Here is a 13,276-nt window from a genome sequence, read left to right as displayed (position 1 = left end):
TTCAACGGATGAAGTTCACCCCCGCCAAATCCCTGCGCGCGCTGTTCGCCGCCGGGCTGTTGTTGTCCGGCGCAGCGACCGCCGAAGCGGCTGGCCTGCCCGGCGCGCCGGCACCTTTCGACAAGGGCGGTGTGCAGATCGCGCTGGTCGGTTACCTGTTCTCCGGTGATTTCCCGGAAGCCTACCTGCGCGGCGTGGAGAAGCAGGCCAACGCGCTGGACGTGAAGTTGCGCGTGTTCGATGCCCGCCAGCAGGCGGCCACCCAGCGCGAGATGCTGGAGCAGGCCATCGACCTGGGCGTGGACGGCATCATCGTTCAGCTCGGCCTCGCCGAGACGCTCAAGGATTCCATCGACAAGGCGCTGGCCAAGGGCATCAAGGTGGTCACCTTCGACGTCGACGTGAACGACCCGCGCATCACCCGCGTCGAGCAGGACCACCGCGAGCTGGCACGCCTGGCGCTCAAGCAGGTGCTGCAGGACAACGGCAAGGCCTTCGAGGCCGGCTACGTGTACATCGACGGCTTCACCCCCATGGAGCGCCGCGACGAAATCTGGCGCCAGGTGAAGGCCGAGAACCCCGGCATCGTCGAGAAGGCGCGCTTCGGTACGCTGAATGCGCCGATTGCCAACTCGGTGGCCGATCAGGCCAGCGCAGTGCTGCGCGCCAACCCTGGCATCAGCGTGTTCTTCGCGCCCTTCGACGAGTTCGCCAAGGGTGTGAAGATCGCCGTGGACGAAGCCGGCCTGGGCAAGCAGGTGAAGATCTACAGCGCCGATATTTCCACCGCCGACATCCAGATCATGAAGGAAGAGGGGAGTGCCTGGAGCGCCACTGCCGCGGTCAACCCGGAAGTGGCCGGGGCCATCAGTGTGCGCAGCCTGGCCCTGCGCATCGCCGGGGAAAATCCGGGCGAGCAGGTGCTGGTGCCGCCGACCCTGATCACCCGCCAGCAACTGCTCGACCTGGACGTGAAGAACGTCCGCGACCTGGCACGCAAGGTACCGGCCTTCGGCGAGGCGCAGAAGGTCGCGCAGGCGCCGTGGATTCCGTTGGCAAACTGAGGGCATCGGGGATGCACGACAAGGCCAGGCGCCTGCAGAAGGCACGCTCGCCGGCGGGCGACCCGCGTTACGGCGAACGCCTGCCGCCGGGGCAGGTGCTGACCGAGCGCTTCCCGATTCTCCATGAAGGCGAGGTGCCGGAGTACGAGCGTGAAACCTGGCGCCTGCGGCTCACCGGTGCGTTGTCTGGGAAAAATCCTGGGTCGCAATCGCTGGAGCTGAGCCTCGACGACCTGCTGGCGCTGCCGCAGCGCGAGCTGGTCTGCGATATCCATTGCGTCACGCGCTGGTCGAAGTTCGACACCTCATGGCGAGGCGTGCATCTCGCCGACCTGCTCGATCATTACGGCGTGCGGCCGGCCGGGCAATTCGTCATGGCCCATGCCGACCACGACTACGAGACCAACCTGCCGCTGGCAGAACTGTTGCGTCCGGACAGCCTGCTCGCCACGCACTACGCCGGCGAACCCTTGACCCCGGTGCATGGCTGGCCGCTGCGGCTGGTGATCGCCGGGCGCTATTTCTGGAAGAGCGCGAAGTGGTTGCGCGAGCTGGAATTCAGCGATACCGACCGGCCCGGATTCTGGGAGCGCAACGGCTTCCACAACGAGGCTGACCCGTTCCGCGAGGAGCGATTCTCCGGCGCGGCGCTGGATATTCCCGAGGACGAATGGACGCGAAAAGCCTTCGACTGAAGGCATGCACTGTTGCCCTCGCAACACCGGCCGATGTTGCTTGGCGAACATGGTAACTAGTTATAACCAAAGCATTTTTTATTCGTTTAAAAGCATTCTGCCACTAGCTAGGATGACGCCTTCCCCATCGGGTCAGGGATGACCCGCGATACCGAGAGCCGCGCCTTTTCGCTCATCACGAAGAGAGACCGGCCGTGACACCTGGAGCGCTTTCCCGAGCACTGTTTTTCCACCTGAGGGGAACAGTCGCTCGCGGTTTCCGGACTTCCGACACCAACCGCTCGAGCCAATCAGAAAAACACATCAGCGGAGTTCCGGACTCGCCGCCAACGGCGAGTGGCGCTCTTTAAGCGAGACAGGAGTATTTCGCGTGTTATCCCGTTCCCTTATTGCCGTTGCGGTGGCCTCGGTCATCGCCCAGGCCTCCGCGCATGCCGACGAAAGTTCGTCGACCCCCGAGGCCACCACCAAGCTTGCGACCGTGCTGGTCACCGGCGCCCGCGGAAACAACCGCACCCTGCTGGATTCCCCCGTACCGGTGGACGTGCTCACGGCGCAGGACCTGCAATCGACCGGCGCCGTCGGCGGCGAACTGGGCCAGGCCCTGGCGACGCTGCTGCCGTCCTTCAACTTCCCGCGCCAGTCCAACTCCGGTGGCGCCGACCACGTGCGCGCCGCCCAGTTGCGCGGCATGAGCCCGGACCAGGTGCTGGTCCTGATCAACGGCAAGCGCCAGCACACCTCGGCGCTGGTCAACGACTCCTCGAAGATCGGCCGAGGCACCGCGCCGGTAGACTTCAACTCGATCCCCATCAGCGCCATCAAACGCATCGAAGTACTGCGCGACGGCGCCGGGGCGCAGTACGGCTCCGACGCCATCGCCGGGGTGATCAACATCATCCTCGACGATGCCCCCGAAGGCGGCGAGGTAACCACCAGCTACGGCGCCTACCACACCCACCAGGACGCCATCGGCAAGACCACCACCGACGGGCAGAACTCCTATACCGCGGCCAAGGCCAGCACCCGCCTGGGCGAAGACGGCTTCATCCGTGGCGGCGCCGAGTTCATCAACCGCGAGCCGACCAACCGCGCCGGCTACGACGGCTTCGCCGACACCCCCGGCCAGCGCAACTACGTGATGGGTGATGGCCTGGCGCGTGACGTCAACGCCTGGTTCAACGGCGACCTCGCCCTGGGCAGCGGCAAGCTCTATTCCTTCGGCCTGTACAACGAGCGCCACACCACCGGCGCGGAGTTCTACCGCTACCCGGACGAGCACCCGGAGATCTACCCCAACGGCTACCTGCCGCAGTCCCTGGGCGACAACACCGACCTGTCCGCGACAGTCGGCTACAAGGGCCTGCTCGCCGATACCTGGGACTACGACGCCAGCGTCACCCACGGCCGCAACCGCTTCGAATCCTCGACCCGGCGCACCCTCAACGCATCGCTCGGCGAGGACACGCCGACCCGCTTCGACACCGGCGACTACGAACTGCGCCAGAGCGTCGCCAACCTCGACCTCAGCCGCGAGCTAAGCCTTGCCGGGCGGCCGTTCGTGCTCGCGCTCGGTGGCGAGTACCGCTACGAAAACTACATCACCACCGCCGGCGACGCGGCCTCGTACTACGGCGTCGGGGCGGATGGCGCAGCGGGCCTGCGTCCCAGCGAAGAGTCGGACATCGACCGCAACGTCTTCGGCACTTACATCGACCTGTCGGGCGACCTCACCGACCAGTTCTTCGTCGATGCCGCTGCGCGCTGGGAGCGCTACGACGACGCCGGCAGCAAGCTCACCGGCAAGCTCAGCGGGCGCTACCAGTTGACCCCGGTGCTGGCCCTGCGCGGCGCGGCGTCCACCAACTTCCGCGCGCCGTCGCTGGCCCAGGTCGGCTTCCAGAACACCACCAGCAACTTCGGCGACGGCGGCACGCTGACCGACATCCGCGTGCTCTCGGTGAACGACCCGATCGCCCGCGCGCTGGGCGCCGAGAAGCTCGACCCGGAGACCTCGAAGAACTTCAGCCTGGGCCTGACCGCGCAGCTCAACGAGCGCTTCGACCTGTCCTTCGACGTGTTCCGCATCGACGTCGACGACCGCATCACCCTGTCCCAGCGCATCGGCAGCGATGCCATGGAGCAGTTCATCCAGGACAACTTCGGCGTGGCCGGCGTGCATGACGTGAACTTCTTCACCAACGCCGCCGACACCCGTACCGATGGCGCCGAGCTGGTACTCAACTACCACCAGCCCTTCGTCGGCGGCCAGCTGGGCGTGACCACCGCATACACCTACAACCACACCAAGGTGCGCAGCACCAAGGCCACTCCGCAGCAGCTCTCCAACCTGGGTATCGGCGAGGACGCACTGGTGGGCGTGGAGGAACGCAACACCCTGACCGACGCTGCGCCCCGGGATCGCTTCATCCTCACCACCACCTGGAGCGATGCGCAGTGGAACCTGCTCGGCCGCCTGACGCGGCAGGGCGAGACCACTCGCGTGTTCGACTTCGGCGATGGTTACCACCCGGAGCAGACCTACGGCGCGGTGTGGCAGCTGGATGCCGAGGTGGCCTACAAGTTCACCCCGCAGTTCAGCCTGGCGGTGGGCGGCAACAACCTCACCGACAACTACCCGGAGCGCTCCAGCTCGGAGATCAACTATGGCGGCAACCTGCCGTACGACGTGCTCTCGCCGATCGGCTCCAACGGCGCGTACTACTACGCCCGCGCGAGCTATTCGTTCTGATCTGCGCTGTTGAAAATCCAGGGGCCGCAACGCGGCCCTTACTACTTCCGGAGCCGATTCATGGCTGACAACTTCGCCGCTGACAAGCCAGCCGGCCCGCGCCGGCACCTGGGCGCCGCCCACGCGCTGCTGCTGACGCTGGGCATGGTGATCACCAGCGACATCCTCAAGACCGCGCCCACCGTGGCGCTCAACGTCGGCCAGGAGCACTTCTACCTGGTGTGGATTCTCGGCGGCCTGCTGTCGATGGTCGGCGCCCTGTGCTACGTGGAGATGGCCTCGGCCTTCGCCCATCCCGGTGGCGACTACCACTTCCTTGAACGCGCTTACGGCCAGCGGGTGGGCTTCCTGTTCGCCTGGTCGCGCTTCGCCATCCTGCATACCGGCTGGATCGCGCTGATGGCGTTCCTCTTCGCCGATCACTTCAGCGCCTTGCTCGGCCTCGGGCAACTGGGCAACGTGCTGTTGGCCGGTGGATTGGTCGCCGCGCTGGTGGCGTTGAATCTCATCGGCTGGCGGGTGAGCTTCGGCACCCAGGCCGGCCTGGTGGTGCTGGTTGCTGCCGGCTTCCTGGGGATCGTCGGCGCCGGCCTGTGGCTGCAGTGGCGCGGCTTCGTTCCATCACCCGTGGCGCCTGTGGAGCCGGAGCAGGTCGGTGTCGCCGGGTTCTCCGCCGCGCTGATCTACGTCTTCCTCGCCTTCGGTGGCTGGAGCGATGCGGCCACGCTGTCGGCAGAACTGCGCGACAACCGCCGCGGCATCTTCACTGCCATGCTCGGCGCGCTGGCGGCCCTGCTGCTGATCTATCTGGCGCTGAACTGGGCGTTCATTCGCGGCCTGGGTTTCGATGGCCTCGCCGCCAGCGGTGCGCCGGCGCTGGAGCTGCTCGGGCTGGCCTTCGGCGCGCCGGGTATCGGCCTGATCATGGCAGTGGTGGTGGTGTCCGCCGTCGCCAGCATCAACTCCACGCTGATCGTCGGCAGCCGCACCACCTACGCCGCCGCCAGCGATGTGCCGGCGCTGCGCGTGCTCGGCCGCTGGGACGTGCGCCACGGCGTACCGCGCGCCGCACTGCTGGCCGAGGGGCTGGTGGCGCTGCTGCTGATCGCGGTCGGCGGCTGGAGCGGCCACGGCTTCAACACCATGGTGGAGTACATGACACCGGTGTACTGGCTGTTCCTCAGTCTGAGCAGCGTGGCGCTGATCGTCCTGCGCCGCCGTCACCCGGAAGTGCCCCGGCCGATCCGGGTGCCGCTCTACCCATGGCTGCCGCTGGGCTTCCTCGCGGTGTGCCTGTACATGCTGTATTCCAGCGTCGCCTTTGTCGGCTGGGGCGCGCTGCTCGGCGTGGGTGTACTGGCGCTGGGCGCGGTGCTGCAACTGCTGCTGCGTTCGCGCACGGCGTCGTCTGCCAACTGGCAGGAGGAGGGCGCCTGATGCGCAGGAAACGTTTGTGGCGCAATGGCGCCATCGTCGTGCTGCTGGCGGCGTTGATCGGTCTGTGGCTGAACGAGCCGGCAGCCAATAGCGCCAGCGGTGGCGAAGCCAGCGGCCGGCGCATGCTGCGCACCGAGCTGTACCTGGAGGCGGTGGAACTGTCGCAGTGGGAGGATTTCCTCGCCCGCGAGGTGACGCCGCGTTTCCCCGATGGCCTCAGCTGGCTCGACCTGCACGGCCAGTGGCGCGGCCCCAGCGGCGGGCCGGAGAAGCTGCCGTCGCGGATGCTGATCCTCATCCACGCCGACAACCCCTACACCCGCCAGGCCCTGGCGCAGATCGGTGCCGACTTCAAGCAGCGCTTCGGCACCGCGGTGCTGCAGGTCAGCAGCCCGGTGCGCGCCCGCGACCCGGACTGGACGCCGCAGCGCCTGGACAACCCTCAGCTGTCGCGCTGAAGCCCGGCCTCGATCAGGTCGAGCATGTAGCGCGGCAGGGCGAATGCCGCCTGGTGTACCTCGGGGGTGTAGTAGCGGGTCACCAGGCCGCTTTTCGCAAAGCGCTGGCGCAGGGTTTCCAGGTCGGTGCGGCGGACCTTCTCGCTGTTCGACGCCCAGCCGAAGGCCATGCTGCCGCCGATGTAGGTCGGCACCGCGGCATGGAAGAAACCCCAGTCGGCGAAGTTGTCCGCCAGCCGCCGCGCCGTGCCGCCCAGCTCTTCGGGCTGGAGGAAGGGCACGCCATTCTGCGTGGCAAGGATGCCGCTGGCGCCGAGGCGTTGCTGGCAGTTGCGGTAGAACGCCGAGGTGAACAGGCTCGCCGCGGGGCCGCCCGGATCAGTCGAATCGCAGAGGATCAGGTCGAAACTCTCCCGGCTCTGCGCGAGGTATTCCAGGCCGTCGGCGTAGATCAATCGCAGGCGCGGGTCGTCCAGCGCACCGGCCGAATGATTCGGCAGCAGCTCGCGGCACAGTTCGACCACCTGCGGGTCGATCTCCACCGCGACGATTTCCTCGATGCCGGCATGCCGCACGATCTCCCGCAGGATCCCGCCATCGCCCACGCCGATCACCAGCACGCGGCGCACTGCGCCATGGGCGAGGATCGGCACATGGGCGAGCATCTCGTGGTAGACGAACTCGTCGGCCTCTGTGGTCTGCACCACGCCATCCAGCGTCAGCACGCGGCCGAAGAGTCGATTGCGGAATACCTGCACGGCCTGTTGGCCAGTGTTGCCCTGGTAGATCGGCTCATCGACGCTCAGCGCCTGCGCGTAACCCTCGTACAGCGTTTCGCGGAATTCGCTCATCAGAAGGACACCTGAGCCGGTTGCGACAGGCGCAGCACGGAAAGGTCGCCGGTGATGCGCTTCCACGCCAGGCGGATCGCCTCGATGTCCTGGCCGCGCGCCGCGCTGTCTTCATGCAGGATCACGATCACCTTGGTGCTCAAGCGCTCCGGCGCCGGCGCGCCATGGTCACGCCACTGGCCGTAGGCGTCATAGGCGGTGAAGCCGTCCGGGAAGCGCGGCGTCACCTCCCGGTCGAGGAACTGCCGCCAGCGCTGCTCGCTGATCTTCTCCTTGCCGTCCTCCTGGCCCAGCGCGAAATACAACTCGGTGCGCAGCCACTGCGCCTGCGCCGGCCGCGTGGGGTCGCCCTGCAGTGTGGAGGTGGAAGGGTTGGTGGTATGGACGGAAGGAGCGGGCGCGGTGGCGCAGCCGAACAGCGCCAGGGAGAGGCTGGCGGCGAGCAGGTGGCGGAGCATGGGACTTCCTTGCGATGGGATGACAGTTGGATCAAACCGCCACTATAGAAGCTCGTCTGTTATTTCCTTAAATATTAAAAACGCATTCTCATATGCCGGAATTCGAGACTCATGGATTGCCATGGAAGCGCTCTAGGACGCGGATAGCCGCCCGAAGCGAAGTTTTTGCGAGCTGGTTAGATTCAATATTCACTACGGTTCTTTGCTAAGCACTGGAGGGGATATCCATGTTGCTGAAATTCACGTCGAGGATTCTTTTAAAGTCGTTATAACGTCGAAATTGAAACCATGACGAACAGCGCCGCCATCATCGAACCAGAACCGCGAGAAAGCACGCCAGAAACCTCCGTTTCCCCGCCATCTTGTCCCGTCGCCGCGCCTTTCTAGAATCGGCCCCATTCGCAGCACTTCATTCCAATCGATTCAGGGAGCTCCACCATGATGAACGCCATGCAGATGCCGATGAACACCAACGCCATGATGCCGATGATGGGCATGCCGATGATGATGGCGACCATGGAGTGCGAGATGCTCAATGACGGCATGATGTGCAAGATGAAGCCGGCCATGGGCATGGAAATGGCCATGTTCCGCAACAGCGCCGAGATGATGGCGATGATGATGAACTGCGGCATGCCGATGATGATGCACTGCGGCAACCTGATGATGATGGGCATGTCCCAGCCCGCCATGGCCATGATGCCGATGATGGGCATGATGAACCCGATGATGTCCATGCCGATGATGGGCATGAACGTGGGCATGCCGACCATGAAGTGCATGATGGAGTGCTCCATGCAGGGCGACATGATGATGTGCAAGATGATGCCGATGCAGGGCATGAGCATGGACATGCTGAAGAACTGCTGCATGCTGATGAACAAGATGATGGAGTGCGGCATGCCGATGATGATGAGCTGCAACGGCATGCCGATGATGTGCTGCACCTGCTGATTGCGGAGAGCTGAATGAGAAAGGCCCGGCGGGTTGTCCGCCGGGCCTTTTGCTTTTGCCTGGCGAATCAGTCCAGCCGTTCGGCGTAGGTGGTGACGAGGTAGGCGACGGCCTCGCTATCCGCCGGATTCCGGTAGCTGTGCGGCTGGTCGGCGTAGAACAGGATGGAGTCGCCGGTGCCGAGGAGGAAGCGTTCTTCGTTGACGCTGATTTCCAGCACGCCCTGGGCGACTACCAGGTTTTCCTGGGTGCCCGGCGCATGGCCGGTGGAGTGTTCGATGGCCAGGCCCTTCAGGCGCAGTTCGTAGAATTCCACCTGGCGCGAGACGTCGAAGGGGAACAGTGCGCGGCTGACGAAGGCGCCGTCGCCGCTGACCAGGCGTTTGCTGTCGCGCGCGGGCAGCACGGCCACGCCGTCGAAGGCGCGGTCGTCGAGGAAGGCGGCAACCGAGACTTTCAGGCCCTGGGCGATCTTGCACAGTACCTTGATCGACGGGACGCTGCGGCCGGACTCGATCTGCGCGAGCATGGTGCGGCTCACGCCGCAAAGGCGGGCCAGACCATCGAGGGAGAGGTTGCGCTTGGCGCGCAGGCGCAGCAGGTTGCTGGCGACCCGCTCGCCGATGGGGTCTTCGGTGGTGCCGGGCGTGGCGTCGAACTCCACGGCCGGCAGCTCCGTGGAAAGCGACAGGCCCACGATCAGGCCTCGCGGCGGCCGCTGTCGCGGCTCTGCTGGACGATCTGCAAGGCGTCGTAGCCGGCCCGTTGGGCATACAGCATCCACATCAGCTCGGCCTGGCGGCGTGCCTGACGGCGCGTGCGGTGGCGGGCGAGGTCGATGATGTTGTCGGTGCGGTCCATGGCGGCTCCAGAAGGCTTTGGGACAAGCCGTTAGTGGTGAGTTGGAGCTAGCCTAGCGTTGATCCTGTTAGAACCAGAAATACTGAATTAGCATTTGTTAATTACTTATTCGGCTATAAGCGGTCGTGACGGAAAATCCGCCTGGACCGCCACGGACACCGCATCCGGCCGCCAGAATTCCTGGTCGAATTCCACCAGCAGGCCGTCCTCGGCGTAGTTCAGGCGTTCCAGCACCAGGTTGCTGGCGCCGGAGGCCAGTTGCAGCAGTTCGGCGTGATCGTCGTTGACCGTGCCCAGGCGCAGGTTCAGCGTGCAGCGCGTCTGCACCTTGCCGAAGCGCTCGCGTAGCAAGGTGGTCAGCGAGCGGTCCAGGCGCGCGTCGAGCAGGTCGGGACACCAGCTGGCGAGCAGGGTGTTGATCTCCACCAGCACCGGGCGGCCGTCGATCAGCCGGCGGCGGTGCAGGCGGAAGACGGGCTCGTCCGGCGAGGGGAGGTTCATCCGCGCGGCCAGCCAGGCGCCGGCGCGGCGGCGTTCGGCGCTCAGGCATTCGGTCATCGGCTCACGGCCTTGCAGGCGCACGTAGTCCATGAAGCTGACCAGCCGCGTCGGGTCGTAGTCGATGCGTGGCGGGCTGAGGTACCAGCCACGGCGGTTCTCGCGGTAGATCAGACCCTCGGTTTCCAGCTGTTGCAGGGCCTGGCGCAGGGTCACGCGGGTGCATTCGAAGCGCTCGGCGAGGTCGCGCTCGGGCGGCAGCTTCTGCCCGGCGAGGAAGCGCCCCTGGGCGATGTCCGCGGCCAACTGGTCGCGGATACGCGCGTAGTGCGGCGGGATGGCCTGGTAGAGCATGGCGGTCCTCAGGAGTTGCCGGCCAGTGCCGGAGCGCTGGGCGGTTCGTCGTGCAGCTCGCGTTGCCAGGCCAGCAGGCCGTAGATCGCCAGCACCACGAAGCCGGCGTAGAGCCCGGCGGTGAGGTACAGCGCCTTGTACAGGAAGACCCCGGTGTAGAGCACGTCCAGGATGATCCACAGCCACCAGCTGGCGACGTATTTGCGCGCCGCCCAGAAGCTCGCCACCAGGCTGAAGGCGGTCAGCGCGGCGTCCATCCAGGGCAGGGCGGCGTCGGTGTGGGTGTGCATCGCCCAGCCCAGGGCGAAGGCGCCCACGGCACCGGCCAGGCAGCTGGTGATAGCGGTGGAGGGGGGCAGGCGTTCGACGCGCACCTTGCCGTGGTCGCTGCCACCCTTGCTCCACTGCCACCAGCCGTAGAACTGCAGGACCACGAAGACCAGTTGCAGGAGCATGTCGGAGTAGAGCTTCACGCTGAAGAAGATCCAGGCGTAGAGCAGCACCGCCACCACGTTCACCGGCCAGCACCAGCGGATGCGCCTTGCGGTGAGCCAGACCCCGAGCACGTTGACGATCACCGCGATGATTTCCAGAGCAGACATTCGCGCTTACCTCAGAAGTTGACGCTCGCCGTCAGGCGAGCCGTGCGCGGCGCACCCTGGAACAGGTAGCCGTCGCCGAAATATTCACCGACATCGCGCCAGTAGCGCTTGTCGAACAGGTTGTCGACGCTCAGCCGCAGCACGGTCGGGTAGTCGCCGATGCGGGTGCTGAAGCGTGCGCCGGCGTCATACACGGTGTAGCCGCCGACTTCTACTGCGCCATCGCGGTCAGCATATTTGGCGCCGCTGTAGCGCGCCGCGCCCAGCAGCGAAAGCCCCGGCACTTCGGCCAGCGCGTAGTCCGCCTGCAGGCTCGCGCGCAGGCGCGGGACATTGATCGCCTGGTGGCCTTCGTAATCGTCCGTGCCGCTGTTCACCACCCGCGAACGGATCGCCGCGAGGCTGCCGCTCAATTGCAGCGCGGAGGTTACCCGGCCACTGGCGGACAACTCCAGCCCGCTGTTCTTCTGCTGGCCCTGCTGCACGTAGGTGAAGCTGCCGTCGCCGTTGGGCCGGGCGAACTGGTAGGCCTGGTGGATCTGGAACAGCGCGGCGCTCCAGTCGAAGCCGGCCAGCTCCTGCTTGATGCCCAATTCCACCTGGCGCGAGGAGGTGGGCGCCAGGGTGTCGCCGGCGTTGCTGGCAAACCAGGGTGCCTCGCCGCCCAGGGACAGGCCCTTGCTGTAGCTGCCGTAGATGGAGATGTCCGCACGCGGCTTGAAGATCACCGCGCCGTTGGGCAGGAACTCCGCGCGGCGGGTATGCCGGGTGGTGTCGCCCTCGCTGTCGAAGGTGCGCTCGTCCAGGCGCACCTGGCGCCCGCCCAGCACGACCTGCCATTGGTCATTGAAGGAGAGGCGGTCGCTGGCGAACAGGCCGTACTGGCGGCTGTCGAGGTGGCGGTAGCTGTGGCCGGGCTCGCCGTCGAAAGGCTCCACGGCGCCGATGCCGGTATAGATGTTGCCGGTGCCGACCCACTCGTTGAGCTCCGGGCGGCTGTCCAGCACACGGCGGAAGGCCGAGGTGCCGACGGTCAGCTCGTGGCGCAGCCAGCCGGTGGCGAACTGGCCGTGCAGGGCGGCTTCCAGTTCGTCGTTGCGGCGGGTGTCGTCGGGGCTGCGGAAGTCGTAGAGGTCGTAGTCGCCTTCTGGGCTGAAGTAGTTCGGCACGGCGGAATCGGCGCAGCTGGCCGCGCCGTAGCAGCCCCAGGGGAAGGCGCTGTAGTCGTCGATCACCACGCGGCTGCGCGAGGCGCTTAAGGTGCCGGTCCAGGCGTCGTCGAAGCGGTACTCGAAGCGCGTATTGAGGTTCAGCGATTCGATGCGCACCGGGTCGGCCCAGCTCTGGTAGCCGATGCGGTCGTGCGGGTCGATGTCGTGGGGCAGCTGCGTACCGCCGAGCAACTGGTAGCCGGGTGCCGAGGGCTGGCGACGGTTCTGGTATTCGGCGTCGAATTGCCAGAGGGCGTTGGGCGAGAGGTTCCAGTCCAGTGCCAGGGAGGCGAAGTCGCGCTGGCCGTCGGTGTGGTCGATGTAGGAGCGCAGGTCGTCGTGGGCGAGGTTGACCCGCACGCCGACGGTCTGTTCGTCATCCAGCCAGGCGCCGACGTCGGTGGCGATGTAGCGGCCACCCTCATCGTCGGTGCCCAGCGTCACCGAGCCCACGTCCTGCGGGCGCTTGGTGACGTAGTTGATCACCCCGCCGGGCTCTGACACGCCGCTCTGCAGGCCGGACAAGCCCTTGAGCACTTCGACCTGCTCCTTGTTCTCCAGCGCCACGTTCTGCTCGCCGGTGATGGTGCGGCCGTTGATCTTGTAGCTGCTGGCGGCGTTGAGCGAGTAGCCGCGGATCTCGAAGTTCTCGTAGTAGCCCACCGGTGCGTAGGCCTCGCCGGTGGAGGCGTCGTTCTTCAGCACATCGCTGAGCAGGCGTGCCTGCTGGTCCTTGAGCAGCGCCTGGTTGAACACCGAGATGGAGGCGGGCGTATCGAGCAACGGTGCCTCGCCGAAGCCGCCGACCGACGCGCGGCCGCTGGCGTAGCTCTCGGTGTCGTGGCCGATCACCGTCACGGTGTCCAGGGTCGTGGCGTCTTCGGCGTGGCCGGGGCCGCTGGCCAGCAGCACGGCCAGGGTCAGCAGGCTGAGGGGAAATCGCGTGCGCGCTGGGCGCGGCAGGTACTGCATGGAACGCTCCTGAAAATCGCCGGGGCGTGCGCCGGGAATGCACGGGGCCGAGCCCCTCCCGTGCGAAACGGATGGCCTTGGATATGAAACGTGAGTGCCCGCGAACGGG

General features: G+C 66.1%; 13 protein-coding genes. 6 read left to right on the top strand and 7 right to left on the bottom strand.

Annotated features, from left to right (window positions below; all coding sequences use genetic code 11):
• Positions 1-8: 8 nt before the first annotated feature.
• From LDJ84_RS18105 to LDJ84_RS18085, 5 genes are all read left to right on the top strand, one after another.
• Positions 9-1,064: a substrate-binding domain-containing protein gene (locus LDJ84_RS18105; RefSeq protein ID WP_065327432.1), complete on the top strand. Its 1,056-nt coding sequence runs from the start codon at positions 9-11 to the stop codon at positions 1,062-1,064.
• Positions 1,065-1,075: 11 nt separating this feature from the next.
• Positions 1,076-1,759 carry a molybdopterin-dependent oxidoreductase gene (locus LDJ84_RS18100; protein ID WP_226045176.1) on the top strand — a complete coding sequence of 228 codons (684 nt, stop codon included), beginning with the start codon at positions 1,076-1,078 and terminating at the stop codon, positions 1,757-1,759.
• A 370-nt stretch (positions 1,760-2,129) separates the two neighbouring features.
• Entirely contained in the window at positions 2,130-4,511 is a 2,382-nt protein-coding gene (locus tag LDJ84_RS18095; protein WP_226045175.1) for a TonB-dependent receptor plug domain-containing protein, read from the top strand.
• A 60-nt stretch (positions 4,512-4,571) separates the two neighbouring features.
• Positions 4,572-5,948, top strand: a complete 1,377-nt coding sequence (locus LDJ84_RS18090) for an APC family permease (protein ID WP_038803643.1) — start codon at positions 4,572-4,574, stop codon at positions 5,946-5,948.
• Positions 5,948-6,406: a DUF3574 domain-containing protein gene (locus tag LDJ84_RS18085; protein ID WP_024767499.1), complete on the top strand. Its 459-nt coding sequence runs from the start codon at positions 5,948-5,950 to the stop codon at positions 6,404-6,406. The genes LDJ84_RS18090 and LDJ84_RS18085 overlap by 1 nt, the downstream gene beginning before the upstream one ends.
• On the opposite strand, the gene speE is transcribed toward LDJ84_RS18085, so the two are convergent.
• Positions 6,391-7,257 (bottom strand): polyamine aminopropyltransferase, encoded by an 867-nt coding sequence (speE, locus tag LDJ84_RS18080; protein ID WP_193453114.1) that lies wholly within the window; start codon positions 7,255-7,257, stop codon positions 6,391-6,393. The two genes, LDJ84_RS18085 and speE, sit on opposite strands and share 16 nt — an antisense overlap.
• The gene (locus LDJ84_RS18075) at positions 7,257-7,715 is read right to left on the bottom strand and encodes a DUF3574 domain-containing protein (RefSeq protein WP_024767501.1); all 459 of its coding nucleotides are present in this window, start codon (positions 7,713-7,715) and stop codon (positions 7,257-7,259) included. Before LDJ84_RS18075 ends, speE begins: the two co-directional genes overlap by 1 nt.
• A gap of 438 nt (positions 7,716-8,153) precedes the next feature.
• Between LDJ84_RS18075 and LDJ84_RS18070 the strand changes: the two genes are divergently transcribed.
• Complete coding sequence (locus tag LDJ84_RS18070) at positions 8,154-8,669, top strand: hypothetical protein (RefSeq protein WP_226045174.1); 516 nt, start codon at positions 8,154-8,156, stop codon at positions 8,667-8,669.
• Positions 8,670-8,736: 67 nt separating this feature from the next.
• Here the strand turns inward: LDJ84_RS18070 and LDJ84_RS18065 are convergent, their stop codons facing one another.
• The 5 genes from LDJ84_RS18065 to LDJ84_RS18045 form a co-directional block, all read right to left on the bottom strand.
• Positions 8,737-9,333, bottom strand: a complete 597-nt coding sequence (locus LDJ84_RS18065) for a helix-turn-helix domain-containing protein (protein ID WP_089285735.1) — start codon at positions 9,331-9,333, stop codon at positions 8,737-8,739.
• 35 nt (positions 9,334-9,368) lie between these two features.
• Positions 9,369-9,530, bottom strand: a complete 162-nt coding sequence (locus LDJ84_RS18060) for a hypothetical protein (RefSeq protein WP_089285704.1) — start codon at positions 9,528-9,530, stop codon at positions 9,369-9,371.
• A 105-nt stretch (positions 9,531-9,635) separates the two neighbouring features.
• Entirely contained in the window at positions 9,636-10,382 is a 747-nt protein-coding gene (locus tag LDJ84_RS18055; RefSeq protein ID WP_024763740.1) for a UTRA domain-containing protein, read from the bottom strand.
• Between the two features lie 8 nt (positions 10,383-10,390).
• Positions 10,391-10,984, bottom strand: a complete 594-nt coding sequence (gene pnuC, locus LDJ84_RS18050; protein WP_024763741.1) for a nicotinamide riboside transporter PnuC — start codon at positions 10,982-10,984, stop codon at positions 10,391-10,393.
• A gap of 11 nt (positions 10,985-10,995) precedes the next feature.
• Positions 10,996-13,167: a TonB-dependent siderophore receptor gene (locus LDJ84_RS18045; RefSeq protein WP_226045173.1), complete on the bottom strand. Its 2,172-nt coding sequence runs from the start codon at positions 13,165-13,167 to the stop codon at positions 10,996-10,998.
• Between the last annotated feature and the right edge of the window lie 109 nt (positions 13,168-13,276).

The sequence above is a fragment of the Pseudomonas sp. HS-18 genome (assembly GCF_020401845.1).
In the GTDB taxonomy this organism is placed as follows: domain Bacteria; phylum Pseudomonadota; class Gammaproteobacteria; order Pseudomonadales; family Pseudomonadaceae; genus Pseudomonas; species Pseudomonas nitroreducens.
This window is presented reverse-complemented; position numbering and strand designations above follow the sequence as displayed.

Bases quoted from the DNA above. Each gene is read 5' to 3' on its own strand.
- speE (WP_193453114.1), bottom strand. From the start codon at position 7,257: ATGAGCGAATTCCGCGAAACGCTGTACGAGGGTTACGCGCAGGCGCTG.
- LDJ84_RS18090 (WP_038803643.1), top strand. From the start codon at position 4,572: ATGGCTGACAACTTCGCCGCTGACAAGCCAGCCGGCCCGCGCCGGCAC.
- LDJ84_RS18070 (WP_226045174.1), top strand. From the start codon at position 8,154: ATGATGAACGCCATGCAGATGCCGATGAACACCAACGCCATGATGCCG.
- LDJ84_RS18075 (WP_024767501.1), bottom strand. From the start codon at position 7,715: ATGCTCCGCCACCTGCTCGCCGCCAGCCTCTCCCTGGCGCTGTTCGGC.
- LDJ84_RS18105 (WP_065327432.1), top strand. From the start codon at position 9: ATGAAGTTCACCCCCGCCAAATCCCTGCGCGCGCTGTTCGCCGCCGGG.
- LDJ84_RS18060 (WP_089285704.1), bottom strand. From the start codon at position 9,530: ATGGACCGCACCGACAACATCATCGACCTCGCCCGCCACCGCACGCGC.
- LDJ84_RS18085 (WP_024767499.1), top strand. From the start codon at position 5,948: ATGCGCAGGAAACGTTTGTGGCGCAATGGCGCCATCGTCGTGCTGCTG.
- LDJ84_RS18055 (WP_024763740.1), bottom strand. From the start codon at position 10,382: ATGCTCTACCAGGCCATCCCGCCGCACTACGCGCGTATCCGCGACCAG.
- pnuC (WP_024763741.1), bottom strand. From the start codon at position 10,984: ATGTCTGCTCTGGAAATCATCGCGGTGATCGTCAACGTGCTCGGGGTC.
- LDJ84_RS18100 (WP_226045176.1), top strand. From the start codon at position 1,076: ATGCACGACAAGGCCAGGCGCCTGCAGAAGGCACGCTCGCCGGCGGGC.
- LDJ84_RS18045 (WP_226045173.1), bottom strand. From the start codon at position 13,167: ATGCAGTACCTGCCGCGCCCAGCGCGCACGCGATTTCCCCTCAGCCTG.